The organism is Bradyrhizobium sp. DOA9 (assembly GCF_000617845.2).
Classification (GTDB): domain Bacteria; phylum Pseudomonadota; class Alphaproteobacteria; order Rhizobiales; family Xanthobacteraceae; genus Bradyrhizobium.
Map to the genome: position 1 here is coordinate 4971855 of NZ_DF820425.1, position 25909 is coordinate 4997763.

Below are 25909 nucleotides of genomic sequence, written 5' to 3' on the forward strand. Positions count from 1 at the left end.
CTCGCATCATCGAAAGATGGTGGGCACGGCGCAAGAGCGCCTTTGCCCACCCTACGAGATCCCGCCTCGCCTCACGCCGCCTTCTTGCTCTCGGCGAGCTGCGCCAGCTGCCGCATGATCTCCGTCGTGCCCGCGAGCCGCTCTTCCGGCGTCTCCCAGTCCTGCAGGAACACCACCTTCATGTCGGGCCGCACTTTGGCGGCCTGGCCGTAGCTGCGGATGAAGGTCACGAGGCGATCGGGATAGGCGAAGGAATTGTCGCGGAAGACGATGACGGCGCCCTTCGGGCCGGCGTCGATCTTCTCGACATTGGCCCGGCGGCAGAACGCCTTGATCGCAGCGACCTTGAACAAATAGCGCACCTCGTCCGGCAGCACGCCGAAGCGGTCGCGCATCTCGGCGCCGAAATTCTCGATCTCCTCCTCGGTGTCGAGATCGGCAAGGCGCCGGTACAGCGACAGCCGCACCGAGAGGTCGCTGACGTAATCCTCCGGAATCAGCACGGGCATGCCGATGGTGATCGACGGCGACCAGCGGTCGGCGGCGGGCTCGGAGACGCCGGCCTTGAGGTTGACGATCGCCTCCTCCAGCATCGATTGATAGAGTTCGAAGCCGACCTCCTTGATGTGGCCGGACTGCTCTTCGCCCAGGAGATTGCCGGCGCCGCGGATGTCGAGGTCGTGCGAGGCGAGCTGGAAGCCGGCGCCCAGCGTCTCCAGCGATTGCAGCACGGTGAGCCGGCGCTCGGCCTGCGCCGTGATCTTCTGCTGCGCCGGCAGCGTGAACAGCGCATAGGCGCGCAGCTTGGAGCGGCCGACGCGGCCGCGCAGCTGGTAGAGCTGGGCAAGGCCGAACATGTCGGCGCGGTGCACGATCAGCGTGTTGGCATTGGGAATGTCGAGGCCGGACTCGACGATCGTGGTCGACAACAGGATGTCGAACTTGCCGTCGTAGAACGCGGTCATGATGTCCTCGATCACGGCCGGCGGCATCTGCCCGTGCGCGACCGCGACCTTCATCTCGGGCACGTTCTTGTCGAGGAAGTCCTTGACCTCGGCGAGGTCGTCGATGCGCGGCACCACGTAGAACGCCTGGCCGCCGCGATAGCGCTCGCGGAGCAGCGCCTCGCGAATCATCAGGGGATCGTGCGGGGCGACGAAGGTGCGCACTGCGAGGCGATCCACCGGGGGCGATGCGATGATCGAGAGCTCGCGAACGCCGGTCAGCGCCAGCTGCAGCGTGCGCGGGATCGGGGTTGCCGAAAGCGTCAGCACGTGCACCTCGGCGCGCAGCGCCTTCAGCCGCTCCTTGTGGCTGACGCCGAAATGCTGCTCCTCGTCGACGATGAGCAGGCCGAGGTCGCGGAACTTGATCGCCTTGCCGAGCAGCGCGTGGGTGCCGACGACGATGTCGACCGAGCCGTCGGTGAGCCCCTTCTTGACCTCGTTGAGCTGCTTGGTCGGAATCAGGCGCGAGGCTTGCGCGACGTTGACGGGGAAGCCCTTGAATCGCTCGCTGAAGGTCCGGTAGTGCTGGCGCGCGAGCAGCGTGGTCGGCACCACGACCGCGACCTGCTTGCCGTCGAGTGCCACCGCAAAGGCGGCACGCAGCGCCACCTCGGTCTTGCCAAAGCCGACGTCGCCGCAGATCAGACGATCCATCGGGCGGCCCTTTTCGAGGTCCTTCAGCGTCGACTCGATGGCGCCGAGCTGGTCCTCGGTCTCGTCATAGGGGAAGCGCGCGCAGAACTCGTCGTAGAGGCCCTGATGCACCGGCAGCTTCGGCGCCTCGTGCAGCATGCGCTCGGCCGCGATCTTGATCAGCTCGCCCGCGATCTCGCGAATGCGGTTCTTCAGCTTCGCTTTTCGGGTCTGCCAGCCCGAGCCACCGAGACGATCGAGCTCGACCGTCGTTTGGTCCGAGCCGTAGCGCGACAGCAGCTCGATGTTCTCGACCGGAAGGAACAGTTTGGTCTCGGCGGCATAATGCAGCTCGAGACAGTCGTGCGGCGCGCCGGCGACGTCGAGCGTCTGCAGGCCGATGAACCGGCCGATGCCGTGATCGACGTGGACGACGATGTCGCCGGCGGTGAGGCTCGTCACCTCCGAGATGAAATTGTCGAGCTTGCGGCTCGCCTTGCGCGGCCGCACCAGGCGGTCGCCGAGGATGTCCTGCTCGCTGATGAGTGCGATCTCGTCGGTCTCGAAGCCGCTTTCGAGGCCGAGCACGGCGAGCATGGTCTCGTTGCGCGGCGTCGCCTGCACCGTGCGCCAGGAATTGACGCTGGTGGTGTGGGCGAGCTTGTGGTCGCGCAGCATCGAAGTCATGCGGTCGCGCGAGCCCTCCGTCCACAGCGCGATCACGACCTTCTTGCGCTGCGCCTGCAGCGCCATGACGTGGCCGACGACGGACTCGAACACGTTGACTTTGCTGTCGTTGCGCTCCGGGGCGAAGTCGCGGCCCTTGCGCGCGCCGGCATCGACGACGCTCGTCCCATCTGTCGGCACCGAGAACGGCGTCAACCGCGCCAGCGGGATCGCGCCGAGGCGCTTGCCCCATTCCTCCTCGGTCAGATACAGCCGGTCAGGCGGCAACGGCTTGTAGATGGCGCCGCCGCCGGGATGCTCCATGGCCTCGCGCCTGGCCTCGTAATAGTCGAGGATCTGCTTGAAGCGTTCGCGCACGGCGTCCTCGGCCTGCGGCTCGATCGCGATCGCAGCGCCCTGCAGGTAGTCGAACACCGTGTCCATGCGGTCCTGGAACAGCGGCAGCCAGTGCTCCATGCCGGGATGGCGGCGGCCTTCGCTGACCGCCTCGTACAGCGCATCGTCGCGCTCGGGCGCGCCGAACTCGGCGACATAACCCATGCGGAATCTGCGGATGGTGTCGGTGACGAGCTGGAACTCGGACACCGGCACGAGGTCGAGCGAACGCATGTCGAGCAGCGTGCGCTGGGTCTCGGCATCGAACGAACGGATCGATTCCAGGCTGTCGCCGAAGAAATCGAACCGCACCGGCTGCTCCAGGCCGGCCGGAAACAGGTCCAGGATGCCGCCGCGCACGGCATATTCGCCGGGCTCGCGCACGGTCGAAGAGCGGTTGTAACCGTTGTGCTCCAGCCAGGCGACGACGGTGTCCATCGGCACCACGTTGCCGGGCGCAACCGACAACGCCTGCGCCGCCACGAGCTCGCGCGCGGGCACGCGCTGTACCACCGCGTTCACCGTGGTCAGCACGATCAGCGGCTTGTCGCTGCCGGTGAGCGAGGCGAGCCGCGCCAGCGTGGTCAGGCGCTGCGCCAGGATGCCGCCATGCGGCGAGACGCGGTCATAGGGTTGGCAATCCCAGGCCGGAAAGGTCAGCACCGGCAGATCGGGCGCGAAGAACCGCAGGGCCCGTTCGAGCGACTGCATGCGCCCGCCGTCGCGGCAGACGACCGCAAGGCTGACGGCCGGCTTCTTCGGCCTCGCCGCGATGGCGCGGGCGAGGTCCGAGACCACGAGCCCTTCGGCGCCCTCGGCGACATTGGCAAGCGTCAGGGCACGGCCGGGCGCGAGCAGCTCGGCCGGAGATTTCATGCCCTGCTTCATGCGTTGCCGTCCGCGATCGGAAACGCCTTGATGCGGGTAAACAGCGCGCCGGTGACGTCGGCCGGCAGCACCTTGTCGCCGGTGATGGCGGCATAGAGATCGGGATCGTTGACCTCGAGCAGGCGCTCGAGCTCGCCGAGCTCGTCATCGGACAGATTGCCGATCTCGGCATCCGCGAAGCGGCCGAGGATCAGGTCCATCTCGCGCGTGCCGCGGTGCCAGCAGCGGAACAGAAGCCGCTTGCGGCGGTCGTCCAGCCCGCTGCTCGATCGTGTCGTTCCCGTCATGTCCCAAATCCAGTCAAACGCAGAAAGCCCGGACGTGCCGGGCGGGGGTGATATAGCCACTCGGGGTGGCTATGTCAGCCCTTGTTGTTGCAATTGTTTATGGTCGTCATTGCCGGGCTTGACCCGGCAATCCATCCTCTTGAAAAGATGGACGCGCGGGTCGAGCCCGCGCATGACGATTGTTGCACGAATGCGCCCTAGCCTGCTCAATCCGCTGTTTGCTCCCGTGACCAGCCTCCCCGGCGTCGGTCCGAAGCAGGACAAGCTGCTGCAGTACCTGCTCAGCCGCAGCGAGACGCCGCGGCTGGTCGATCTGCTCTTGCATCTGCCGAGCCAGGTGATCGACCGCCGGGCCCGGCCGAAGATCCGCGACGCGGCCCAGGGAACCATGGTGACGCTGGAGGTCACCGTCGATCGCCACCGCCCGCCGCCGCCGCGCAATTCGCGCGCGCCGTATCTGGTCAATGCCAGCGACGACACCGGCGACGTCGTGCTGACCTTCTTCCGTGCCAAGCCCGGCTATGTCGAAAAGCTGCTGCCGGTCGGCGAGAAGCGCTACGTCTCCGGCACGCTGCAGATGTATGACGGCATTCCGCAGATCGTGCATCCCGACCGTGTGCTGGACGAGGAAGCGATCTCGAAGCTGTCGGGCATCGATCCCGTCTATCCGCTCACGGAAGGCCTCGCGCTCGGCTCGCTCCGCCGTGCGATTGCGCAAGCGCTGCTGAAGCTGCCGGCCCTGCCGGAATGGATCAGCCCGGACGTGCTGCGCCGCTGCGACTTCCCGCCGATCGCGGAAGCGCTCAATCGCGTGCACCAGCCGCTTGAGCTGACCGACATCCTGCCCGACCGTCCCTTCTGGTCGCGCCTCGCCTTCGACGAGCTCTTGGCCGGCCAGCTCGCACTCGCCCTGATCCGCGCGCAGCTGCGCCGCCCCGCCGGCGTGCGCAACGCCGGCGATGGACACCTGCGCAACAAGATCATCGACGCCCTGCCTTACGCGCTGACGCCGTCACAGCGCAGCGCTGCGGCGGCGATCGCCGAAGACCTCAAGCAGCCGCTGCGCATGCTGCGCCTGCTGCAGGGCGACGTCGGCTCCGGCAAGACCGTGGTGGCGCTGCTCGCGGCCGCCGCGGTCGCCGAAGTCGGCAAGCAGGCCGCGCTGATGGCCCCGACCGAAATCCTGGCGCGCCAGCACATCAAGACCATCGCCCCGCTCGCCGAGCGCGCTGGCATGCGCGTTGCCATCCTCACCGGCCGCGAGAAGGGCAAGGAACGACGCGAGATCATCCTCCAGCTCGCCGAAGGCGAGATCGACCTCCTCGTCGGCACTCATGCGCTGATCCAGGATGACGTGATCTTCAGGGATCTCGCGCTTGCCATCGTCGACGAGCAGCACCGTTTCGGCGTGCGCGAGCGCCTCGCGCTGACATCCAAGGGCGAGGCCGTCGACGTGCTGGTGCTGAGCGCGACCCCGATCCCGCGCACGCTGGTGCTGACCTATTTCGGCGACATGGACATCTCCGAGCTGCGCGAAAAGCCGGCCGGCCGCCAGCCGATCGATACCCGCGCCGTGCCGATGAGCCGGATCAGCGAGGTCATGGAAGGCGTCGGCCGCGCGCTCGAAGCCGGCAAGCTGGTCTACTGGATCTGCCCGCTGGTGGATGAATCCGACGCCGAGGGCACCGAGCATCTCACCAACGCGACCAAGCGGTTCGAGACCCTGCAAAAGCGTTTCGGCGACCACGTCGGGCTCGTCCACGGCCAGATGAAGGGCACCGAGAAGGACCGCGTCATGGCCCAGTTCGCCGCCCACCAGATCGGCCTGTTGGTCGCGACCACCGTTGTCGAGGTCGGCGTCGACGTGCCGGCGGCGACCATCATGGTGATCGAGAACGCCGAGCGCTTCGGCCTTGCCCAGTTGCATCAGCTGCGCGGCCGCATCGGACGCGGCTCGGAAGCCTCGACCTGCATCCTGCTCTACGGCGAGCCGCTCGGCGAGATGTCGAAGGCGCGGCTGAAAGTGATCCGCGAGACCACCGACGGCTTCCGCATCGCCGAGGAAGATCTGAAGCTGCGCGGCGAAGGCGACGTCTTGGGCGTGCGCCAGAGCGGCCTGCCCGGCTACCGCATCGCGCGGGCGGAGGTGCACGGCCAGCTCATCGCCCAGGCCAGAGACGAGGCGCTGCGCATCCTCAAGGACGATCCCAAGCTGAAAGGCGAGCGCGGCGAGGCGCTACGCTGCCTGCTGTATCTCTACGAACGCGATGAGGCTATTCCGCTGATTGGGGCGGGATAGCTTTGAGGCAGTGCCGCAAGGTTCGTAACAAACGCAAGGGCACCGGATCCTCCTCGTCATTGCGAGCGCAGCGAAGCAATCCAGAATCTTTCCGCGGAGGCAGTCTGGGTTGCTTCGCTGCGCTCGCAATGACGTGTTGAGGGAGCGAGAATGCGCGCGATCAGGATTTTGTCCGCGCGATGCTCGCCGCAAACGCCTTCATCAGCTCCGCATCCGCCGCCTCGCCCTTCGCATCCTCGGCGAGATGCTCGAACCACCGCGCAAAGCCCTCGTAGATCTGGCTGGCGGGATGGTCCGGACCCAGGAATCCGGAAATCTCCCGCATCTCGGCGACCCAGCGATAGGCCTTCGGGATCATGTCGGGCAGTGCGACTTCGAGCCGCGCCAAAATGGCGGGTTGGCTCAGCGCGAGCTCGTCGCGCAGCGCATCGGCCGCGCCCGCTTTCGTCGCGGCGATCACCATCGCCGAGCCGATGCCGGCGAGACCCTTGACTATGCCGGCATAGGACATTTTCAGCGCCGACGCCGCGCCGACCGGCCCCTCGACGATCCGCACGTCGAGACCGAGATCCCCGAGCACGGCGACGTCCTTGGCATGCTCGCCCGACATGTAGAAGGCCGGGCTCTTGCCACCTCGCTGCGGCGGAAAGCCGATGATGCCGGCATCGACGAACGGCGCCTGCGCCGAGCCGATGATCTCCTCGATTCTCTGCACGGTATCGACATTGACGGCGTTGCAATCGACCACGACCGGCTTCTTCTCGCGCCTCGCGATCAGCGCGGCCAGCCGCTCGGCCAGCGCCACGGCTTCGCCCGGCGGCACGATCGAGAGGATGATGTCGGCGTCCGCGATCGCGTCGTCCTCGGCGCCGACCATGCCGGCATCCGCCGCGCGTTTCAGCGTCGCCTCGCTCCGCCCCTGCAGCGACGTCAGCACGCGCGCACCGTTCTCGCCGAGGCGGCGGGCCACCGCGCTGCCCATGGCGCCGGGGGCGAGGATCGCAATGGTTTTGGACATCGTGCACTCCAGGTCGAATTCCGAGCGGCAGCCTCGCTCGACCCTGAGACTAGCAGAGGACGAATGCGCCTGCGTGAAAGCGGCCATCCCGCGGCGGAATGGCCCTACTCAGCCTTCGCAGGTTCGGGCCGGAGCGTGGAGGCATTGGCGATACGCGCGGCATTCGCCATGCCCGCAAGCGCGGCCGCCTTCTTCGGATCGGGCGCCGAGCCCGGCTGCACCACGCCGGCCGACATGATCAGCGTCGCGGCGTCCTCGGCGGTGAGATCGACCTCGATGATCTTGCTCTTGGGGACATAGAAGAAGAAGCCGGTGGTCGGGTTCGGCGAGCACGGCAGGAACACCGAGACATGCTCCTCCTGCCCCGGCAGGCTGCGCGAGATGTCCTCGTTCGGCGATTGCGAGATCAGCACGATCGACCACATGCCCGGCGAAGGAAACTCGACCAGGCCCACTTTCCGGAAGCTCGATCCCTTGCCCGAGAACAGCGTCTCGAACACCTGCTTCAGGCCGCGATAGATCGCGCGCACCGCCGGGATCCGGCCGAGAAAGGTCTCGCCGACATCCACCAGCGTGCGGCCGATCAGGTTGGCCGCGAGGAAGCCGACCAGCGTCAGCGTGAAGAATGCGACAATCAGTCCCCAGCCGGGAATGACGTAGGGAAGATAGGTTTCCGGCCGATAGGCCAGCGGCACGAACGGCCGCACCACGCCGTCGACCCAGGTGACGAACCACCAGACCAGGTAGAGGGTGATCGCGATCGGCCCCGTCACCACGAGGCCGGTCAGGAAGTAGTTGCGGAAACGGCCCATCAGGCCGGTATGAGGTTCCGGAACGGGATCAAGAGGCGCAGGCGCGTCGTCGCGGGGGGTCATTCGGGTTCCAGGTCGGTCGCTGCCAACAAGCTAGGGTCTTCTAGCAGGTTTTGGAAGAGAGCGGCCGACCGATATCCGATTGCCTATTCCACAGTCACCGATTTCGCGAGATTGCGCGGCTGGTCGACGTCGGTCCCCATCACGACAGCCGTGTGATAGGCGAGCAGCTGCACCGGGACGGCATAGACCATCGGCGTGAAGGCTGCCGCCATGTCCGGCATCACGATGGTGACGAGGGACTCCACGGTCGCCTCCGCCGCGCCCCTGGCATCGGTCATCAGGATGATGTTGCCGCCGCGCGCGGCGACCTCCTGCATGTTGGAGACGGTCTTCTCGAACACGCGGTCGTGGGGTGCGATGACGACGACCGGCATGGTCTCGTCGATCAGCGCGATCGGCCCGTGCTTGAGCTCGCCGGCGGCATAGCCCTCGGCGTGGATGTAGGAGATCTCCTTCAGCTTCAGCGCGCCTTCGAGCGCCAGCGGGAAGCTGGTGCCGCGGCCGAGATAGAGCACGTCGCGCGACTTGGCGATCCGATGCGCCAGCTTCTCGATCTGGAGCTCGCTGGTGAGCGCATCGGCCATCAGGCGCGGAACCTCGACGAGGCCGTGGACCAGCTTGGTCTCATCCTGGTCCGACAATTCGCCGCGCGCCTTGCCGGCCGCGATCGCAAGGTTTGCCAGCACCATGAGCTGGCACGTGAAGGCCTTGGTCGAGGCGACGCCGATCTCGGGTCCCGCCAGCGTCTGCAGCACCGTCTCGCTCTCCCGCGCGATCGTCGAGGTCGGCACGTTGACGACCGCGATCGTGTGCACGCCCTCGGCCTTGGCATAGCGCAGCGCCGCCAGCGTGTCGGCGGTCTCGCCGGACTGCGAGATGAAGATGGCGAGATCGCCCTTGCGCAAGGGTGCCTCGCGGTAGCGGAATTCGGAGGCGACGTCGACCTCGACCGGCAGGCGCGCGAAGCGCTCGAACCAGTATTTTGCGACGAACCCGGCATAGCTGGCGGTGCCGCAAGCGGTGATGTTGATGCGGCGGATGTCGTTGAAATCGAACGGCAGCTCGACCGGCAGCGCGACGCGCTCGGTCGCCATGTCGACGTAGCGCGCCAGCGTGTGGCCGACCACCTCCGGCTGCTCGTGGATCTCCTTGGCCATGAAGTGGCGGTAGTTGGCCTTGTCGACCAGCGAGGTCGAGGCGGCGTGCCTGATCTTGTCGCGCTGGACGGCATGGCCGTCCTTGTCGAAGATCGCGGCGCTGTTGCGGGTCAGCACCACCCAGTCGCCGTCCTCGAGATAGCTGATCGTGTCCGTGAACGGGCCGAGCGCGATGGCGTCCGAGCCGAGATACATCTCGCCGTCGCCGTAGCCGATCGCCAGCGGCGGGCCGTTGCGGGCGCCGATCATGAGGTCGTTGTCGCCGGCGAAGATGAAGCCGAGCGCGAAGGCGCCGCGCAGGCGCGCCAGCGTCAGCTTCACCGCTTCCACGGGCTTGTTGCCGCGCGTGAGCAGATCGTCGACGAGATGCAGCACGATCTCGGTGTCGGTCTCGGTGTGGAACACCGTGCCCTTCTTTTCGAGCTCCTCGCGCAGCTCGCGGAAATTCTCGATGATGCCGTTGTGGACCACGGCGACGCGCTCGGTCGCGTGCGGATGGGCGTTGTTGACGGTCGGCTTGCCGTGGGTGGCCCAGCGGGTGTGACCGATGCCGGTGGTGCCCAGAAGCGGCTCGGCCTCCAGCCGCTTCTCCAGGTTCTTCAGCTTGCCCTCGGCGCGGCGGCGCTCCAGGTGCTTGCCTTCGAGCGTGGCGACGCCCGCGGAATCGTAGCCGCGATATTCGAGACGTTTGAGCGAATCCACCAATTGCTCTGCAACCGGCTCGCGCCCGAGAATGCCGACAATCCCGCACATGCGGATCACTATCCCCCAAATCGTCGAAAAATCGCCTAAACGACGCGCCCGGTTTTTAGCGAAAATCGCAGGGAACCAGATACTCAATAATTATTGCTGATTGAGACAGCGCTGGAATCGCGATCGAGCTTGGCCTGCGTCGAATTGGCCGACCTTAAACCGTGCACGTTAACTTGTTGTCAACGGATTTGACCAACGATTCAGGCCGGAGAACAAGGTCATGAAAGGCTCGTCCGACCGCAAGGGTCTATCGTCGATGTATCTGCGCGCCAGCGAGACCACGGGCACGCACCTCGCGCATTGGCCGCCGCCACAGCGCGGCAAGGAAAGCAAGCCCGTCTTCGTCAAGCATGTGCAGGGCGAACCCGCCAAGCGCGCCAAGCCGCGCGGCTGGCGCCTGACCCGCGCGATCTTCTCCGAATTCGCCGACGAGGAATAGCGGCGCTCACGTCCTCGGCTTCTTGCCGCCGGTCTTCAGCTCGCGATAGCGCGCCGCGCCGCCTTCGCGGATCGTCTGCGGGCTCCGCTCCAGCGCCATCGCATCGTCGGGGACGTCCTTCGTGATCACCGAGCCGGAGCCGATATAGGCGCCCTTGCCGATCGTCACCGGGGCGACCAGCGAGGAGTTGGTGCCGACGAAGGCGCCCTGCCCGATCACCGTCTTGTGCTTCTTGAAGCCGTCGTAGTTGCAGGTGATGGTGCCGGCGCCGATGTTGGAATTGGCGCCGATTGTAGCATCGCCGATATAGGAGAGATGGTTGACCTTGACGCCGGCCTCCAGCGTCGCCGCCTTGGTCTCCACGAAGTTGCCGATCCGCGCGCCGTCGCCGAGCGAGGTGCCGGGACGCAGCCGCGCATAGGGACCGATCGAGACGTTCTTGCCGAGCGTGGTCTCGACGATATGCGAGAACGAATGGATCACCGTGCCGTCCGCGATCGACACGCCCGGGCCGATCACGACGAACGGCTCGATCGTGACGTCCTTGCCGAACGCGGTGTCGGCGGACAGATACACGGTCTCCGGCGCGATCAGCGTGACGCCGGCCTCCAGCGCCGCCTTGCGCAAGCGCGCCTGCATCACGCTTTCCGCTTCCGCGAGCTGCGCCTTGGTGTTGATGCCGCGCACCTCGTCCTCGCTGGTCTCGATCACCACCGACTCCCATCCCTGCCTGCGGACGATCTCGACCGCATCCGTCAGATAATATTCGCCCTTGGAATTGGCGTTGCCGATCTGCCCGAGAATGTCGAGCGCGCGGCGGCCGTCGATCGCCATCACGCCGGCATTGCACAAATCGATCTTGCGCTCGTCGGCGCTGGCGTCGGCCTGCTCGCGGATCGCAACCAGGCGGTCGCCCTCGACGATGAAGCGGCCGTAGCCGGTCGGGTCGGCGGCGCGAAAGCCGAGCGCGGCAATGGCGGCGCCGCGGGCCAGCGGCGCGCGCAGCCGCGCAAAGGTCTCGGCCGAGATCAGCGGCGTGTCGCCGAACGCGATCAGGAGATCGTCGACGCCGCGCGCGATGGCCTCGCGCGCCGCCAGCACCGCATGCGCGGTGCCGAGCCGCTCGGCTTGCACGAAGGTCAGCGCGTCGGGGCGGATGCGCCTGGCCTCATTGGCGACCGCCTGGTGATCGGGGCCGATGACGACCGCGAGCGAGGTGCCGGTTCCCTTGGGTGAGGCGGCGAGCACGTGGGCGAGCAGACTCTGGTGAGCGACCGGATGCAGCACCTTCGGCAGGCTCGATCGCATGCGCGTGCCTTCGCCGGCGGCGAGCACGATCGTGAGGCTGGAACGGGCGGTCATCGAAATCCTGACGGCTATGGCCGAATCAAATTGGCGCGGCGGGCGGTGCGGCCCTCGGAAGCTACCGCCTTGCTACCCCCGCAAACGCCCGGAATTCAAGTGCGGCGCGCTTTTCCTGTTAATGTTCCCTGATTGATTCGGGGAAGCCGGACGGGGCTGGGCGCTTAAGATTCATGGCAAAGGATTCCGACCCACTGGCGGATGCCTTCTCCACCAAGGAGACCGGCGGGCTGTTCTCCGGACTTCTGGCCGAGGAAAACGCCTTCGACCGGCGCATGATGTGGCGGCTGGGCTCGTGGGGCGTGGCGGCCGTCGGCGCCGTCGTCATTGCCGTGATGGCCAACCAGGCCCAGCTCGGCTGGCGGCGCGACCAGGTTGCGTCCGCCGATCTCGTGCGCCAGGCCGACCGGCTCCAGCTGCTGACCAAGGACAGCCAGAACGAAGCGCGCCGGCTCGCCGCCGCGATCGAGACGCTGAACAGCGACCGCGACCGGCTGTACTCGCGCGTCACCGTGCTGGAGCAAGGGCTCGATTCCGTCACCGGCGCCATTGCCAAGCAGGCCGCCACGCCGCCGCCCGCGAAGCCGCAGGACGCAGCACTGGCAGCGCCCAGTGTCGCGCCGGTCGCCTCGACGCCGACCCCGGCGGGCGAGAAGCCGCGCAGCGAAGCCACCAAGGATGCTCAGAAGGATTCTCAGAAGGACACTTCGAAGGAAGCGTTGAAGGAGCCGGCGAGCCCAGCGCCGCAGACCGCGGCCGCCGCCTCGCTCGTGCAGCAGAATCCGGTCATGAATTCGGCGCTGCCGACCATTCCGCTGGTGCCCGCCAAGTCGCTCATGGCCCCGCCTGATCCGGCCGCATCGAAACTGATGCAGCCCGAAGCGGCTGAAAAGGCCGCCGAGAAGAAGGCCGAGCCGGCGCCCGCCGCGGCCGAGATCGTCGCGACAGCAACGAAAGCGCCGGACACAGCCGAGACCGAATCCCCGGCCATCGCCGTTCAGCAGACGCGCTTTGCGATCGATCTCGGCGGCGCCAACTCGATCGACGGCCTGCGCGCGCTCTGGCGCGGCGTGACCAAGTCCAACCCGGAGATCGCAGCGCTGCGGCCGATCATCATGATCAAGGAAGGCACCACCGGCCTCGGCATGCAGCTCCGCCTCGGCGCCGGTCCCCTGGTCAACGCCGCCGCCGCCGCAAAATTCTGCGCAAGCCTCGCCGAGAACGCCCGTCACTGCGAGACCACCGTGTTCGACGGCCAGCGCCTGTCGATGCGCGGCTCCGACAAGACGCCGGACAAGGGACAGGAGAAGTCCCAAGAGAGGGTGCAAGAGAGGGTTCAGGACAACAGCGTCGAGAGGAGCCAGGACGCCGCACCGCAGGCCGAAGCCGCGCCGACGTCGAGTGCAAAGCCCGAGAAGCCGCAGCGCCGCCGCAGCTATTCGTCGAAACGTTCCAAGCGCGAGGAGCCCGCGCCCCCGCCTGCGGCGCAGCCGACGCCGGCCAAGCCGGAGGCCGCGTCGGCCACATCGACGCTGTCGTCGATCTTCAGGCGCTAAAGCATGATCCGGAAAAGTGCGAAGCGGTTTTCCGGAAAGATCATGCGCAAGCAACAAACTAAAGCGCGATGACGATTCATCCAAATCTCATCGCGCTTTAGAACGCCCCGCCGCGACCGAAGCCGCTTGCATGCGGCGATCGGACGCTTGGACCCGAGCTGGCAGGTTTGCGTTCTTTCACAGCGCCCCGCCCCGTCCAAACCTTGCGGCATCCGATGAACGAACTTGATGATGTGCTGAGACTGCTCGTCGCGGCGGGTACGGGCCTCCTGATCGGCATCGACCGCGACATGAACGACAAGCCGGTGGGAATGCGAACCCTGGCGCTGGTCGCTCTCGGCTCCGCACTGGTGTCGATCTCGGTGATCGAGTTCCAGAACCTGCGCGAGCATCCGGATGCGATCTCCCGGGTCATCCAGGGCGTCGTTGCCGGCGTATTGACCGGTGTCGGCTTCATCGGCGCAGGCGTCATCCTGCACGACGCCAAGGCGAAGACGGTTCACGGCCTCACCACGGCCGCAACCGTGTGGATTGCGGCGGGCCTTGGCATTGCGTGCGCGCTCGGCGCGTGGCTGCTCGTCGGCGCCGCGATCGCGGTGACGTTGCTCGTGCTGTTCGTTCTCGGCTGGGTCGAGCGCCGGCTGGGCTTGAAATAGCGCGCCGGCGGCCTGCCGGGACGTACCAAATGATACGGAAGAGGTTTGCGTAAGACGGCACTATCCGCAACGAATTCGATTCGGAGCGGAGATGACCGACGCGAACTTTCTGCGGGAGCAACTCGCGTTGATCCGCGACCTGGCCGACCGGGCCGATCCCCACATCAGGAAACGACTGCTCGCCTTGGCTGAAAAATACGAGCGCCGGCTGGCGGAGCAGAGCCGGAACACGCAAGGTCGCAATTGATCGCCCGCTGATCGCCGTCGGCGCAGGCGACGACTATTCCATGCGCGCCTTTTCCTTCAGGTCACGGATGCGCATCTCCGCCTCGTCCTTGGATTGGACGATGTCCGACCAATCCTCGACCCGCGCCTCCTTGCTCAGCCTCTTGAGCTCGCTGAGCTGCTCCTGCGTCGGCTTCTCCATGCCTCACTCCTCGACGGCAATGCCTTCGGCAACACATGTTGAGAACCAGCGGGAGGCTCGCCTGTTCCTGGACGGTGTCCGGGCGGATCAATAGAAACCTCGCCTGCCCTGTTGCCTGCCCGCGCCTTCCCGACCATATTGCCGCCATGACAAAGAAGCCCTTCCGCCTCACGCCCTACCAGGTGCAGTTCCTGCTCGTGGTGGGATTCGTCACCCTCGGCTGCGCGCTCTACGTGCGCTATCTCGCGATCGAGTTTTCGCAGGTTGCGCTCGCCTGCGACGCCGGGCTTCAGACGCTGGTCTGCAAGTCGCGGTCGGTCGCAACCGTGCTGTTCAAGAATTCGGTGTTCGGCATCGTGGCGCTGGTGGTCGCAACGCTGAACCTGATGCGGCCGTCGATCGTGCTGCTCACCGTCGGCCTCGTCGCCGCGGGCCTCGGCATCGTGCTCTACAATGTCGTGCTGTCGGGCCTTGCGATCGGCCTGCTCATCCTTGGCTTTGCTCGGCCCGCGCCCGCCACAGCGTGAGGGCGAACAGCAGGTAGACCGCGCAGGTCCACAGCGACTGCCAATTGTCGCGGCCTTCGTTGAAGAGCACGTACACGGCCGACAGCGCCAGCACTCCCGCGAACACCGCCTCCGCGATCGGACGCTGGCCGATCTGCGGCCGGTTCAGCATCAGGAGCGCGAACGGCACCACCGCCATCGTCAGCGCGGCGTAGGGGAAATCCTTGTAGCGCGGGTCGAACACGAAGCCGAGCGCGGTCGCGGCCGCGATCACCGCCGTCACCGCCAGCGTCAGGCCGAGCACCGCGGTGAGCTTCGACCATTTCCGGCCCTCGCGCGGGCCGAGCAGGTCGAGGAAGGTCGGCAGGCTGCGGCCGATCACCATCGCCTGCGCGCAGAAGATCGGCGACAGGATGCCGGCCAGCAGCAGCGCGCCCCAGAGCAGCCAGCCGCCGATGCCGTAGCTCTCGTAATACATCTTGTCGGCGCCGATCCCGAGCAGGATTCCGGCCGTCGTCGCCGAGAGGCCGACGCCGAGCCAGGCCGGGAAGCGCGGCGTCCACGGCCGCCGGCGCAGCGTGATCAGCGCGACCGCGAACACCAGCACGGAAAGTCCCATGCCGGCGCCCATGTACCATTTCCAGTACGGGAAATTGCTGATCGACTGGCCCGGCGGATATTTCAGATTCCGCCCCACGGAATCGTAGAGGCCCCAATAGCCGCCGACGGTGCCTTCCAGCTTGCGCTTCCACGGCTGGTCGTAGGACTCGATCAGGTTGACGCGGAATTTCTGCGCCTTCGCGAGGGCCAGGATTTCCGAAACGACACGCGCCTGGTTGGTGCGCGAGGGCAGCGCGCCGTCGCGCATGCGGCCCGCGCTCGGCCAGCCGGTTTCGCCGATCAGGATCTCCTTGCCGGGAAACGCCACCGCCATGCGCTCGCGGATCGCCTGGATATGAGCGGAGGCGAATTTCGCCTTGATGGGGAAATCCTCCCAGTAGGGCAGGATGTGAATCGTGACGAAGTCGACCGCGTCATAGACTTCGCGGTTCTTCAGCCAATATTCCCAGACATCGGCATAGGTGACGGGCACGTTGACCTGCGTCTTCACCAGGCGGATGAGCGAGACGAGGTCCGCCGTCGTCATCTCGCCGCGCAGCAGCACCTCGTTGCCGACGATGACCGAGGTGATGATGTCGGGGAATTGCTTGGTGAGGCGGATGGCAAGCCCGGCCTGCTCGTAATTCTTGGTGCGGTTGCTGGAGAGCCAGATGCCCTGCAGCACTTTCAGTCCGCCGACCTTGGCGGCGATCGCCGGCACCTGGTCGAGCCCGTTCTCCATCGAATAGGTGCGGACGCAGTCGGTGATCTCCTTGAGCTGGCGCAGGTCCTGCTCGATCTGGTCGGCCTCGATATGGGTCCAGGATTCCAGCGGCGTCTGCTCGCCGCGGAACGGCGCGTAGGAGACGCATTGAACCTTGTCGGCGGGGTCGATCGGGGCGCGCGCGAGCGTGATCGGCGTGGCAAGCCACCACCACACGGCAGCGATCGCACCCAGTGAGACGAGCAGAAGCGCCAGTGGCGTACGAAGAGAAATCGGTTCCGTCCTCCGCGAAGGGCCGTCGATTACCTGCATCCACGCCGTCTGCCAAGGGGGCACCCAAGGTGGATCCCTCGCGCCCCCAGGGAATTTACCTTTGGCCGTTCGACCGTGATCTAGGATCGTGACTTTGCTGGACAAAATTCGAAATACAGGTCATGGACTCCGAAAGACTTTTCCGCCGCATTGGAGACCCATTTGGACGCCATCAGCTGGCGCGTCCGCGGACCTCCTGACGCGGACGGCCAGCGGATACATTGGGGAATTCATGCGGCAACGGGTGTTCGAGTCACGAAATGCGGTCCTGCGGCAGTTCGCCGCCACCTTGGCCGTCTCCTGCCTGCTCGTTCTGATCGCCGTTGGCGGCGCCTCCGCCCAGAGCGGCACGCCGACCCCCGACCAGGGCAAGGCGGCCGCCCAGCCCGCCGAGGCCGCCAAGGACGCCGCCCAGAATCAGAACCAGAAGCGAACTGACGAGTTCGCCGAGGCTGCCCGCACCATCAACGGTCCGGCCGGCAACCCCGAATGCGTTTGGCTCGGCCGCCGTGCGGTTCAGTTGATGTACAGGGACGACCTCGATACCGCCTTCCGCCACATCGATCTCTACGATCGGTTCGGCTGTCCCGGCGGCCACATCCAGGCCGCGTTCCGCTGCTTGACCCGCTTTCTCCCTCAGATCGACGACAAGGCTCCGAATACCCTGAACAATCTGACCCAGGCCTGTTGGATCAACCCGGCTGCGCAGCCGCAGCAGACGACGGCGGCCGCCTCACCGTCGCCCACCCCGGCTCCCGGCGCCTCGCAGCCCCAGCCGGCAGCGAGCCCCTCGCCCGCGGCCAGTCCGACGCCGGGCCCATCCAAATAGTCGCAGGCCGGCTTCAGCCTCCGTTCAGGAACGACGGGCGATATCTGCGGTCGGCACTGCCGCTCGTCCCAAAATGCCATGCCCTCATAAGGACATGAGGCCATGACAGTTGTGAAACCGCGCGGTGGAGGTATGCTTCCTTTGCCGCGGACACGGTCGGATCTCGGGGTCAGATCCGCTTCCCTGCCACCTCAGCCCCTATTGGTTTAGCCGCGATGCGCGTTGTCGCCGCCGTTCTGTTGCTCGTGTCTGCGCTCCATGCAGGCGTCTGGGGAGTCCTGCGCGAGAAGGAACCCGCGCCTGACTTCAAAGGCCTGTTGCCCAGCGTCTCCTACGCGCCGTTCGAAGGCTCGGCCCACCCCGACATCGACAACATCCCGACGGTCGAGAAAATCCGCGCCGACCTGAAGACACTGTCGACCATGACGCGCGCGATCCGCCTCTACTCGTCGACCGGCGGCGTGGAGCTGGTGCCGCCGATCGCGGCCGAGTTCGGCCTCAAGGTCACCGTCGGCGCCTGGATCGACAAGGACAAGGATCGCAACCAGCGCGAGATCAAGGCGGCCATCGAGCTCGCCCGCAAGAACAGCAACGTCGTCGGCGTCGTCGTCGGCAACGAGGTGATCTACCGCGGCGAGCAGAAGGTCGAAGACCTCATCGACATGATCAAGAAGGTGAAGGGCGCGGTCCGCGTGCCCGTCACCACCGGCGAGATCTGGAACATCTGGCGCGACAATCCCGAGCTCGCCTCCAGTGTCGATTTCATCGCGGCGCACGTGCTGCCCTATTGGGAAAACTTCCGCTCGGACCAGGCCGTCGATCAGGCCGTCGACCGCTACAACCTGCTGCGCAACCTGTTCCCCGGCAAGCGCATCGTGATCGCCGAGTTCGGCTGGCCGAGCCAGGGCTACAACTTACGCAACGCCGATCCGGGCCCGTTCCAGCAGGCGCTGGTGCTGCGCAACTTCGTCAGCCGCGCCGAAGCCATCGGCATGGAATACAACATCGTCGAAGCCATCGATCAGCCCTGGAAGTTCTTCGAAGGCGGCGTCGGTCCGTATTGGGGCGTGCTCAACGCCAGCCGCGAGCCGAAATTCGCCTGGACCGGCCCGGTCGAGAATCCGGACTATTGGAAGCTGATGGGCATCGCGCTGCTGGTTGGCGTGCTGCTGTCGCTGCCGATCCTGCGGATCGAAAAGGCGACCGCGAGGCAAGCTTTCCTGCTGTCGGCGACCGCCAACGGCGTCGGCGCCTGGGCCGCGACCGTGTTCGCGTTCTGGAACAGCCACTACTTCATCTTCGGCTCGGCCTTCGCGTTGACGCTGGGCATGATCCTGCTCGTTCCGCTCGTCCTCATCGCGATGGCGCGCATCGACGAGATCGCCGCGGTCGCCTTCGGCCGGCCGCCGCAGCGGCTGATCACGAAGGACAAGCCGGTCGCGAACGTGCCCGAGAATTACTGCCCCAAGGTCTCGATCCACATCCCCGCTTATTTCGAGCCGGTCGAGATGCTGAAGCAGACGCTGGATGCGCTGTCGCGGCTGAACTATCCGAACTACGAATGCGTGGTGATCATCAACAACACGCCGGATCCCGCCTTCTGGCAGCCGATCCAGGACCATTGCCGCGCGCTCGGTGAACGCTTCAAGTTCATCAACGCCGAGAAGGTGCAGGGCTTCAAGGCCGGCGCGCTACGAATCGCGATGGACCGCACCGCGGCCGATGCCGAGATCATCGGCATCCTCGATGCCGACTATGTCGTCGAGCCCGACTGGCTCAAGGACCTCGTGCCCGCTTTCGCCGACCCGCGCGTTGGCCTCGTGCAGGCGCCGCAGGAGCACCGCGACGGCGACCTGTCGATCATGCACTACATCATGAACGGCGAATATGCCGGCTTCTTCGACATCGGCATGGTCCAGCGCAACGAGGCCAACGCCATCATCGTGCACGGCACGATGTGCCTGATCCGCCGCGCCGCGATGGACATGGCCGGAGGCTGGTCGAGCGACACGATCTGCGAGGATTCCGATCTTGGCCTTGCCATCCAGGAGCTCGGCTGGACCACCCACTACACCAACACCCGCTACGGCGCGGGCCTCTTGCCCGACACCTACGAGGCCTTCAAGAAGCAGCGCCACCGCTGGGCCTATGGCGGCCTGCAGATCGTCAAGAAGCACTGGCGCCGCTTCCTGCCCGGCGCGAGCCGGCTGACGCCCGACCAGAAGCGCGAATATGGCCTCGGCTGGCTGAACTGGCTGGGCGCCGAAAGCCTCGGCGTGGTGGTGGCGCTGCTCAACCTCGTCTGGGTGCCGATCGTCGCCTTCGCCGACATCGCCATCCCCGACAAGATCCTGACGCTCCCGATCATCGGCGCCTTCATCGTCTCGCTGGCGCACTTCCTGTCGATGTACCGCGCCCGCGTCGCCATCAAGCCCGGCCAGATGCTGGGCGCCATGATCGCGGCGATGAGCGTGCAATGGACGGTGTCGCGCGCGGTGGCGCAGGGCCTGATCACCGAGCACATCGCCTTCGCCCGCACCTCCAAGGGCGGCCTGTCCAGGATGTCGATCGAGTTCCAGGCGTTCTGGGAGGCCGTGATCGGCGCGCTCCTGCTGATCGGCGCCGGCGTGCTGATCGCCACCAACAATTATCGGCAGATCACCGAGATCTACATCTTCGCCGGCGTCTTGGTGTTGCAGAGCCTGCCGTTCCTGGCCGCTGTCGCGATCGCCATCCTCGAGCTGAGCCGCATCAACTCGTTCCAGTTCTGGCACGACAGCGCGATCCGCACCGCCGAGCTGATTGGCCTGCGTCCGGTCGCGCTGCCCCCCGTAGGCGCGCCGCAAGCCGTGCCGACCGAGGTGCGGCGGGAGGCGAACTGACCCTGCTCCACGCCGGTCTTGGGACCTCGTGCTTCAAATCGACGAGGTCTTCGGCGTGGATGACCAGCCACCAATTGAGATGAGAATCGTGGCCTAAGCGGCGGATAGCCCAAACAAATCCCCGCTGCTGCCGCGATCTTCGGCAACCACCCGCACTATTGACCTCCGCAGCCACTCCCCCTACACAGCGCGGGCCGAAGGCATGATCCGGAAACAGCCGGTTTTCCCCGCGACGCGACCTTTATGCGAAGCGGCAAGACATGCCTCTCGAATGTCCGACGACGATGGCGATCTCTTATTCTTAGCCATCAGCGGCCATGGGAGCGCGTAGCTCAGCCGGTAGAGCACGTGACTTTTAATCACGGGGTCCTGGGTTCGAGCCCCAGCGCGCTCACCAGTAAAATCAGTAGGTTGTGGCTGATCAGATCATTGCTTGCTGCAGTCTGGGGGCACGTCAGGGGCACAAATCACGGAAATGCCCGGGATTGGCCCGCATCTCCCACAGTGCTGGCGCGGGCGGTGATCGGCAGGACGGGCCGAGCGGCAGCTGCCGGCGTTTACAGCGGGCGACCTAAAGCCCAATCCGGTGGCAGACACTTCGCGCAAACTCGTTGCCAGCTCACGAAGCCATTTCCCTCGGGCCTCGAAGCACCACTGAAACAAAGCCGTCCTAGCGCGTCGCTTTGTTGACCTAAGGGGGATTGCCATGTGGACGCTTATTGCCACCTTGTACCGCGAGTTTTGCCTGGCCCGGCTTGAGGAGATCAGGAAGCTCGAACCGACGCTGTAACAGCGGCGGCGCCCTGCTCCGTCACAAGCCTGTGGCACAGCCATTGCATTTTGAGAGCCAACTGGGATTTCAGAGCCCAGTTAGAAAATAGGCCCGCCGAGACGCGTATTTCGAGTTCGGCGCCGCTCGTTGTAGCTCTAACTATTAGGAACTGGCTCATGTCTTATGATGCAGCCACCGTGCAAATGCTTCGCGACGTCCTGGACGACGTTCTTTCCAGTCCGACATTCACCCAGCAGAATCGACGGACCGCAGTCGAGGTCGCCGAACGCGTCCTCAAGCTCGCTGCCCAAGGCGAGCGCCACCCCGAGAATATCAAACGCCATTTGCGGAACGAGTTTTTCGCTTCGAATCTCGCGAGGCATTGAAGGCCCGGCGCGGCGGGCCTTTTATTTGCGCGGCTTGCACAATATTTCTGCGAGCCAACTGAGCCGGTCGTTTGTTTCAGTAATGCGGGTACTTGGGGCGACACCTCATACTCGAGCCTCACGCCGGTCCATCCGCGAGCCCCTGCTTGGCTAGTCCATCAGGGGCTTTGCTGTTCGCGCTATCTCGGGCAATCCCGATGCCTCTTTTTACTTACAAGCTTATTGATGCGCATTTCGTTTCGGACTTCGGAGCGCACGATTTGCCTAGCGAAACGGAAGCGCAAATAGAGGCCATCAAGCTCGCTCGTTCGTTGCGCGAGAGCGGAACGCCACCAGCGTGATCCGGCTTGGTGGCGTTTCGTTTCGGTGGCCTATTCCCGGCCAGATTAGACCCTATGGGCCGATCCGCCGCGCGTCTGAATCATGCTGCGCTCCGGGGTGGTCGTGATGGAGGTGCCGTTATCGTAGTACGTGAACTTGAAACCGGGAATACTCAGCTGCAGAATGGCCGTTGCTTCTTTTCCGCCAGACACCTTCTCCAGTTCTTCATCGCTGAGGATATGTTCGGGATTCATTTGTCTTCTCCGCTGTACGAGCTGCTTCTTACTCCTACAGCATGGTCCAACGAGCGGGCCTCTTCAGTGACCCCGCTCACATTCGGACGGACGTGCTACTATTGTATATCGAGCTAGGCCGGCCATTTGCACAGCGCCGCTGGCGGCGCTCGACGGATAGCGGGCCGTGCATGGTTAGAGACCCGCTCCGAGGCGATCCGCCGGCTTGTCGAGATCGGGCTCAAGAAACCATAACGTCATCGCGCGATAAACTGGTCCACCTAAACCCTTGCCCGAGCGGCGGAGGTGCGGAATCATGCAGTTTTCAGAGCTATTTTACTGGGGGCGGCGCATGGGGGTTTCAGGGAAAGTATCGGCGCGAATCTCAGCACAACTAAAAAAATATCAGAAGGTGCTGGAAACGGCGAAGCAGCGGGACATAGGCGAAGCCGATACAGTAACTATCATCACTGACTTCCTCTGCGACGCGCTGGGCTACGACAAATACAAGGAAGTTTCCAGTGAGCATGCCATCCGCGGCACCTACGTCGACCGCGTCGTAACGGTCGATAATAAGAAGCGGTTCTTAATTGAGGCAAAAGCCATTGGCGTCGAGCTGAAGGATTCTCACGTCAAGCAAGCTGTCGACTATGCTGCCAACGAAGGCGTGTCTTGGGTTGTCCTGTCGAATGGCGCGATCTGGAGACTGTACAATCTGAAATTCGGCAAACCGATCGATAAGACGCTCGTCTTCGAAATCGACGTACTGTCATGCGATTGCAAGAGCGACGACGTAGTTGGATGCTTCGGCAGCTTAAGCGCCGAAGGCTATTCGAAGGACTCGCTGACCGAGCTGCTGACCGAAAAGCAAACCAGTAGCAAATATACAATCGCTGCCATATTGCGAACCGACAAGATGTTGGAAGCTATCCGCAAGGAGGTTCGCCGGCTCTCGGGCCTAAGGCTAGATCCTGAATATCTGTCCTCGTTGTTGGAAAATGAAATAGTAAAGCGGGAACTGGTCGACAGCGAAGAGGCACAGGCCGCCACAGCATATGTGAAAAAACTCAAGAAGGCGTCAGAGAGGGAGAAGGCTGAGGCTGCCAACGTGCCGAACGAAGTTGCGGCTGCCCAAGCCACACTGCAAACGACTTAGGTAAAAGCTGCCAGTTGGTCGAGATCCGGCTGAGGAAGGGGAAATGACCGACACGCCGAAATTCGGATTCTTTCCCGGGCGGCGCGACCGAGATCGCACCTTTCTTGAGATGGTCCGCGTAGAGGGAATTTTTCAAAGTGCTGCGGCAAAGCTCGAATGGGCAAACAGGCACATCGCCGAATTGGATCGGCAATCATCCGAGCATCTGAAAGCCACTTGCACCTTTCGTTTACAGCGATCCGGCCTGGCCGGCGGCACGCGCATGCTGTTCAATGCGCCCTACAGCGTACCGCTTCGCTTCGGCCTGATGATTGGGGATGTCGCCAATAACCTGAGATCCACGCTCGACCACATTGCCTGGAAGGTGACGTCGCGACACGTTCCCGATGAAAATCTGCAGAGGAAAATTCAGTACCCGTTCCCCGGCAAGAACGGTCTTCAGCAAGCGATCAAAAGCACATTCCTGATCAGGGCTGGCGATGAAGCCGTAAAGATCGTTGAGAAGTACAGCGATGCCATCAACGGACTCGATCAGCTCAACAACGGGGATAAACATCGGCTGACGACGCCACTTTCACAGGTGGCGGAAATCCGCGGCTCTCCACAAAGGCGCCCCCGCCAAACGACTACGTCCCAGCCAACGAACTTCTGATGGGACCTCTACACAAGAAGACCATTCTGACAGGCGGCTTTCCGATCTACATGGACAGAAGCGGAGCCGTCGATCTGAGCAATTTTGATATGACGCTGCATTTGATTCTTTTGGATGGTCCCTTCGCAGGCCAGCCGGCGATTTTGGCTTTGAAGCATTTGGCGCAGACCGCAGAGGCGATCGTGGCGGACTTCTGCAAGGCATTCCCTAATATGCTGTCGCCGACGTACTTCGCTGGCGATGACGATCCTCTCTAAATGCAACGGGCTGGCCGGGGATACGACCTCGCTTTGAGACCGCCCGTAAATTTCCCAGGTCAGCAAAAACCCGCCGGCCCGGGAAGCCGACGGGTTTCGGCGGGCTCAATGGCCCAACAAAAACACCTTCGGGGGAAGCGGCTGAGGATTGAGGGCCACACGGTCGAGCGCGGAGGCTTGGTGCGAAACGGCAAATCGGTGCTGTAATCCACCTACGACGATAATTCCGCCCACCACGCGATCGAGTTCATCAGAGTCCAATTCGGTAACCTTGAAATCGGCTGTATTGGTCATTGGTCTCTCCTTTTGCAGTACCATAGCTGCGCAGGCGAGAATGTGTCCGGCCACTGCGGCCGACTGTGAGCCAGATCACCCTCCTGTGAAGCGGATACTCTCAAGCTCGCCTCTCGGTGTCACAAGCCGTCCGCCGCCGCTCAATCGCGATCGTCAGGGCGATGTCGAGGCATCTGGCGAACGCCACGATCAATTCGGTGGGTATACTCTTGTGAAACCTATCAACCAGCGCCGCAGTGACCCGCGATCAATATCAGGATGCCATCGCGTGTTGGATCGAGGCTGCCGGGATGGAACATCGCCCCATCCCCGTCCCCTCGTACTTGCGCCGCGCTGCGCTGCGGCCGGGTAGTTGAAATCCACAAAACCCGCTGACAACGCCTGCGAAACGTGTACGCTTCCCCAAAACCGGAGGAGCGGCATGTTTGAAATCAAGGGTTTCGACACGGCGGGCGTCGTCAGCCTCAAGCGGCCTTCACTCGCGGCGGCCCTCAAGAAGGCCCGAGAGCTGGTCGAGGACGGCTGCTGGGACGTTCAGGTCGTCGATCCCGCCGGCCGGGTCTACTCTTCGTTCGAGGAGCAAGCGGCCTAGCGCGCCTCGCTTCAGCTGTCCGGCACTGCGACCGTAGCCGGCGCGGTCAGTGGCGCCCCTCCGATCGACACCGGGCCCAGAGGCCCCAGCGGCTTGGGCTCGCGCACCAGCCGCTTGCGCATCGCGGCGGACAGGCCGTAGCGCGCGTTCGCTCTGCGAACGGACGACGTCACGTCCGACATCATCACGTTCTGCAGCGATTCGACCTTGGCGATCAGCGTCGACAGCTGCGAGGAGATCTTCTTCACGTCGATCCGCTCGTCGGTGATGCTCTGCCGCAGCGACAGCAGCAGCATCGAATCCTGCTGCAGCAGAACCGAGTTCTGGTCCGCCGCCTGGTTGTTCTGCTGCAGCAACGCGGTGTGTTGCTGCTGGGCCGCCTGAATGTCCTTCAACGCAGCGATGACGGGGTCCGGCTTCGGCTCGGGCGCTTCCGGACGCGGAAGCAGCTCGGCCAGGCGAGCGACGTTCAGCGAGGAAAAATCCGCCGGCGAGGTGTAGACGGCCGCCGCGCCGTTGATGGCCAACGCACAAAGCGCAAAGGCCATGATCGGTTTGCGGCTGGATCGCTTGACCGGCTCCGCGGCCTCGGGAGTCTCGGATTGCCGGGATGCCGCGGCATCGGCCAGTGCGACGGCGTCGAGCTCTTCGGCGAAGCTTGCTGTTTCGAAGGACGTGGTCACGTGCTTGGACCCCAATGAGCGAGCAACAGGCGGCCGCCCTTGGAACGTCCTCACGACGAGTCCTTGTACGCAGCACCCTTACACAACTGCCTAAAATTGTGAGCTTTTCTGATTAATTCCACGTTAGCGGCCGGGCCGGCAGACGGCTCGGAAACCCCGGTCGATTACGGATCTGCACGCTCTCGCCGCACAGCCCCAACCATGGCCGCCTCCGCAACGGATTTTCCGAATTCTGGCATCATGCCACTGTTTTGCCCGACGGATCAAGGGTCGAACGTCGGGGTCCATCGT

General features: G+C 64.6%; 23 protein-coding genes and 1 tRNA gene. 13 read left to right on the forward strand and 11 right to left on the reverse strand.

What is annotated here, in order from left to right:
- Positions 1-71 precede the first annotated feature (71 nt).
- A complete protein-coding gene (gene mfd / locus BDOA9_RS23275; RefSeq protein ID WP_025036370.1) occupies positions 72-3590 on the reverse strand; it encodes a transcription-repair coupling factor in 3519 nt (1172 codons plus the stop codon).
- Positions 3587-3877 (reverse strand): FAD assembly factor SdhE, encoded by a 291-nt coding sequence (locus tag BDOA9_RS23280; RefSeq protein WP_025036371.1) that lies wholly within the window; start codon positions 3875-3877, stop codon positions 3587-3589. The genes mfd and BDOA9_RS23280 overlap by 4 nt, the downstream gene beginning before the upstream one ends.
- A gap of 190 nt (positions 3878-4067) precedes the next feature.
- On the opposite strand from BDOA9_RS23280, the gene recG reads away from it, so the two are divergent.
- Positions 4068-6176, forward strand: a complete 2109-nt coding sequence (recG, locus tag BDOA9_RS23285) for an ATP-dependent DNA helicase RecG (RefSeq protein WP_025036372.1) — start codon at positions 4068-4070, stop codon at positions 6174-6176.
- Positions 6177-6336: 160 nt separating this feature from the next.
- On the opposite strand, the gene BDOA9_RS23290 is transcribed toward recG, so the two are convergent.
- The 3 genes from BDOA9_RS23290 to glmS form a co-directional block, all read right to left on the reverse strand.
- Positions 6337-7194 (reverse strand): NAD(P)-dependent oxidoreductase, encoded by an 858-nt coding sequence (locus BDOA9_RS23290; protein ID WP_025036373.1) that lies wholly within the window; start codon positions 7192-7194, stop codon positions 6337-6339.
- A 104-nt stretch (positions 7195-7298) separates the two neighbouring features.
- Positions 7299-8069, reverse strand: a complete 771-nt coding sequence (locus BDOA9_RS23295) for a DUF502 domain-containing protein (protein WP_025036374.1) — start codon at positions 8067-8069, stop codon at positions 7299-7301.
- A gap of 83 nt (positions 8070-8152) precedes the next feature.
- Complete coding sequence (gene glmS / locus BDOA9_RS23300; protein ID WP_025036375.1) at positions 8153-9979, reverse strand: glutamine--fructose-6-phosphate transaminase (isomerizing); 1827 nt, start codon at positions 9977-9979, stop codon at positions 8153-8155.
- Positions 9980-10199: 220 nt separating this feature from the next.
- On the opposite strand from glmS, the gene BDOA9_RS23305 reads away from it, so the two are divergent.
- Positions 10200-10418, forward strand: coding sequence for a hypothetical protein (locus tag BDOA9_RS23305; RefSeq protein WP_025036376.1), 219 nt, complete (start codon positions 10200-10202; stop codon positions 10416-10418).
- Between the two features lie 6 nt (positions 10419-10424).
- On the opposite strand, the gene glmU is transcribed toward BDOA9_RS23305, so the two are convergent.
- Positions 10425-11780, reverse strand: a complete 1356-nt coding sequence (gene glmU, locus BDOA9_RS23310; RefSeq protein ID WP_025036377.1) for a bifunctional UDP-N-acetylglucosamine diphosphorylase/glucosamine-1-phosphate N-acetyltransferase GlmU — start codon at positions 11778-11780, stop codon at positions 10425-10427.
- A gap of 173 nt (positions 11781-11953) precedes the next feature.
- On the opposite strand from glmU, the gene BDOA9_RS23315 reads away from it, so the two are divergent.
- From BDOA9_RS23315 to BDOA9_RS39000, 3 genes are all read left to right on the forward strand, one after another.
- On the forward strand, positions 11954-13336 hold the full coding sequence (locus tag BDOA9_RS23315; RefSeq protein ID WP_025036378.1) for a hypothetical protein: 1383 nt from the start codon (positions 11954-11956) through the stop codon (positions 13334-13336).
- Between the two features lie 215 nt (positions 13337-13551).
- Positions 13552-13992, forward strand: a complete 441-nt coding sequence (locus BDOA9_RS23320) for an MgtC/SapB family protein (protein ID WP_025036379.1) — start codon at positions 13552-13554, stop codon at positions 13990-13992.
- Positions 13993-14083: 91 nt separating this feature from the next.
- Positions 14084-14239, forward strand: coding sequence for a hypothetical protein (locus tag BDOA9_RS39000; protein WP_192859606.1), 156 nt, complete (start codon positions 14084-14086; stop codon positions 14237-14239).
- A gap of 33 nt (positions 14240-14272) precedes the next feature.
- On the opposite strand, the gene BDOA9_RS39005 is transcribed toward BDOA9_RS39000, so the two are convergent.
- Entirely contained in the window at positions 14273-14419 is a 147-nt protein-coding gene (locus tag BDOA9_RS39005; RefSeq protein ID WP_192859607.1) for a DUF3072 domain-containing protein, read from the reverse strand.
- Between the two features lie 146 nt (positions 14420-14565).
- Here BDOA9_RS39005 and BDOA9_RS23325 point away from each other — a divergent pair, with 146 nt between their 5' ends.
- Positions 14566-14946: a hypothetical protein gene (locus BDOA9_RS23325; protein ID WP_025036380.1), complete on the forward strand. Its 381-nt coding sequence runs from the start codon at positions 14566-14568 to the stop codon at positions 14944-14946.
- Here the strand turns inward: BDOA9_RS23325 and BDOA9_RS23330 are convergent.
- On the reverse strand, positions 14906-16561 hold the full coding sequence (locus BDOA9_RS23330) for a glycoside hydrolase family 17 protein (protein WP_152033425.1): 1656 nt from the start codon (positions 16559-16561) through the stop codon (positions 14906-14908). The genes BDOA9_RS23325 and BDOA9_RS23330 overlap by 41 nt on opposite strands.
- 232 nt (positions 16562-16793) lie before the next feature.
- Between BDOA9_RS23330 and BDOA9_RS23335 the strand changes: the two genes are divergently transcribed.
- The 3 genes from BDOA9_RS23335 to BDOA9_RS23345 all read left to right on the forward strand — a co-directional run bounded on the left by BDOA9_RS23335 (position 16794) and on the right by BDOA9_RS23345 (position 20669).
- On the forward strand, positions 16794-17390 hold the full coding sequence (locus tag BDOA9_RS23335) for a hypothetical protein (protein ID WP_025036382.1): 597 nt from the start codon (positions 16794-16796) through the stop codon (positions 17388-17390).
- A 215-nt stretch (positions 17391-17605) separates the two neighbouring features.
- Entirely contained in the window at positions 17606-20272 is a 2667-nt protein-coding gene (locus BDOA9_RS23340) for a glycosyltransferase (protein WP_025036383.1), read from the forward strand.
- 321 nt (positions 20273-20593) lie between these two features.
- Positions 20594-20669, forward strand: a tRNA-Lys gene (locus BDOA9_RS23345).
- Between the two features lie 1147 nt (positions 20670-21816).
- Here BDOA9_RS23345 and BDOA9_RS23355 read toward each other — a convergent pair.
- Positions 21817-22005: a hypothetical protein gene (locus BDOA9_RS23355; protein WP_025036385.1), complete on the reverse strand. Its 189-nt coding sequence runs from the start codon at positions 22003-22005 to the stop codon at positions 21817-21819.
- 295 nt (positions 22006-22300) lie between these two features.
- Here BDOA9_RS23355 and BDOA9_RS23360 point away from each other — a divergent pair, with 295 nt between their 5' ends.
- Genes BDOA9_RS23360 through BDOA9_RS23370 form a run of 3 tightly spaced genes read left to right on the forward strand, consistent with a single transcriptional unit; the run spans position 22301 to position 24049 of the window.
- Positions 22301-23140, forward strand: coding sequence for a type I restriction enzyme HsdR N-terminal domain-containing protein (locus BDOA9_RS23360; RefSeq protein WP_210183843.1), 840 nt, complete (start codon positions 22301-22303; stop codon positions 23138-23140).
- A 43-nt stretch (positions 23141-23183) separates the two neighbouring features.
- Positions 23184-23792 carry a hypothetical protein gene (locus BDOA9_RS23365; RefSeq protein WP_025036387.1) on the forward strand — a complete coding sequence of 203 codons (609 nt, stop codon included), beginning with the start codon at positions 23184-23186 and terminating at the stop codon, positions 23790-23792.
- Positions 23792-24049, forward strand: coding sequence for a hypothetical protein (locus BDOA9_RS23370; RefSeq protein WP_025036388.1), 258 nt, complete (start codon positions 23792-23794; stop codon positions 24047-24049). The genes BDOA9_RS23365 and BDOA9_RS23370 overlap by 1 nt, the downstream gene beginning before the upstream one ends.
- Before the next feature lie 105 nt (positions 24050-24154).
- On the opposite strand, the gene BDOA9_RS23375 is transcribed toward BDOA9_RS23370, so the two are convergent.
- On the reverse strand, positions 24155-24343 hold the full coding sequence (locus BDOA9_RS23375) for a hypothetical protein (RefSeq protein ID WP_152033426.1): 189 nt from the start codon (positions 24341-24343) through the stop codon (positions 24155-24157).
- 421 nt (positions 24344-24764) lie between these two features.
- On the opposite strand from BDOA9_RS23375, the gene BDOA9_RS39010 reads away from it, so the two are divergent.
- Positions 24765-24935, forward strand: coding sequence for a hypothetical protein (locus tag BDOA9_RS39010; protein ID WP_192859608.1), 171 nt, complete (start codon positions 24765-24767; stop codon positions 24933-24935).
- 11 nt (positions 24936-24946) lie between these two features.
- On the opposite strand, the gene BDOA9_RS23380 is transcribed toward BDOA9_RS39010, so the two are convergent.
- Entirely contained in the window at positions 24947-25618 is a 672-nt protein-coding gene (locus tag BDOA9_RS23380) for a hypothetical protein (RefSeq protein ID WP_025036390.1), read from the reverse strand.
- Positions 25619-25909: the final 291 nt, after the last annotated feature.

Coding starts and splice junctions, on each gene's coding strand:
- BDOA9_RS23295 (WP_025036374.1), bottom strand. CDS start 8,069: ATGACCCCCCGCGACGACGCGCCTGCGCCTCTTGATCCCGTTCCGGAA.
- glmU (WP_025036377.1), bottom strand. CDS start 11,780: ATGACCGCCCGTTCCAGCCTCACGATCGTGCTCGCCGCCGGCGAAGGC.
- recG (WP_025036372.1), top strand. CDS start 4,068: ATGCGCCCTAGCCTGCTCAATCCGCTGTTTGCTCCCGTGACCAGCCTC.
- BDOA9_RS23280 (WP_025036371.1), bottom strand. CDS start 3,877: ATGACGGGAACGACACGATCGAGCAGCGGGCTGGACGACCGCCGCAAG.
- BDOA9_RS23355 (WP_025036385.1), bottom strand. CDS start 22,005: ATGAATCCCGAACATATCCTCAGCGATGAAGAACTGGAGAAGGTGTCT.
- BDOA9_RS23360 (WP_210183843.1), top strand. CDS start 22,301: ATGCAGTTTTCAGAGCTATTTTACTGGGGGCGGCGCATGGGGGTTTCA.
- BDOA9_RS23330 (WP_152033425.1), bottom strand. CDS start 16,561: ATGCAGGTAATCGACGGCCCTTCGCGGAGGACGGAACCGATTTCTCTT.
- BDOA9_RS39000 (WP_192859606.1), top strand. CDS start 14,084: ATGACCGACGCGAACTTTCTGCGGGAGCAACTCGCGTTGATCCGCGAC.
- BDOA9_RS23325 (WP_025036380.1), top strand. CDS start 14,566: ATGACAAAGAAGCCCTTCCGCCTCACGCCCTACCAGGTGCAGTTCCTG.
- BDOA9_RS39005 (WP_192859607.1), bottom strand. CDS start 14,419: ATGGAGAAGCCGACGCAGGAGCAGCTCAGCGAGCTCAAGAGGCTGAGC.
- BDOA9_RS23320 (WP_025036379.1), top strand. CDS start 13,552: ATGAACGAACTTGATGATGTGCTGAGACTGCTCGTCGCGGCGGGTACG.
- BDOA9_RS23370 (WP_025036388.1), top strand. CDS start 23,792: ATGGGACCTCTACACAAGAAGACCATTCTGACAGGCGGCTTTCCGATC.
- BDOA9_RS23290 (WP_025036373.1), bottom strand. CDS start 7,194: ATGTCCAAAACCATTGCGATCCTCGCCCCCGGCGCCATGGGCAGCGCG.
- mfd (WP_025036370.1), bottom strand. CDS start 3,590: ATGAAGCAGGGCATGAAATCTCCGGCCGAGCTGCTCGCGCCCGGCCGT.
- BDOA9_RS23315 (WP_025036378.1), top strand. CDS start 11,954: ATGGCAAAGGATTCCGACCCACTGGCGGATGCCTTCTCCACCAAGGAG.
- BDOA9_RS39010 (WP_192859608.1), top strand. CDS start 24,765: ATGTTTGAAATCAAGGGTTTCGACACGGCGGGCGTCGTCAGCCTCAAG.
- BDOA9_RS23340 (WP_025036383.1), top strand. CDS start 17,606: ATGCGCGTTGTCGCCGCCGTTCTGTTGCTCGTGTCTGCGCTCCATGCA.
- glmS (WP_025036375.1), bottom strand. CDS start 9,979: ATGTGCGGGATTGTCGGCATTCTCGGGCGCGAGCCGGTTGCAGAGCAA.
- BDOA9_RS23365 (WP_025036387.1), top strand. CDS start 23,184: ATGACCGACACGCCGAAATTCGGATTCTTTCCCGGGCGGCGCGACCGA.
- BDOA9_RS23335 (WP_025036382.1), top strand. CDS start 16,794: ATGCGGCAACGGGTGTTCGAGTCACGAAATGCGGTCCTGCGGCAGTTC.
- BDOA9_RS23305 (WP_025036376.1), top strand. CDS start 10,200: ATGAAAGGCTCGTCCGACCGCAAGGGTCTATCGTCGATGTATCTGCGC.
- BDOA9_RS23375 (WP_152033426.1), bottom strand. CDS start 24,343: ATGACCAATACAGCCGATTTCAAGGTTACCGAATTGGACTCTGATGAA.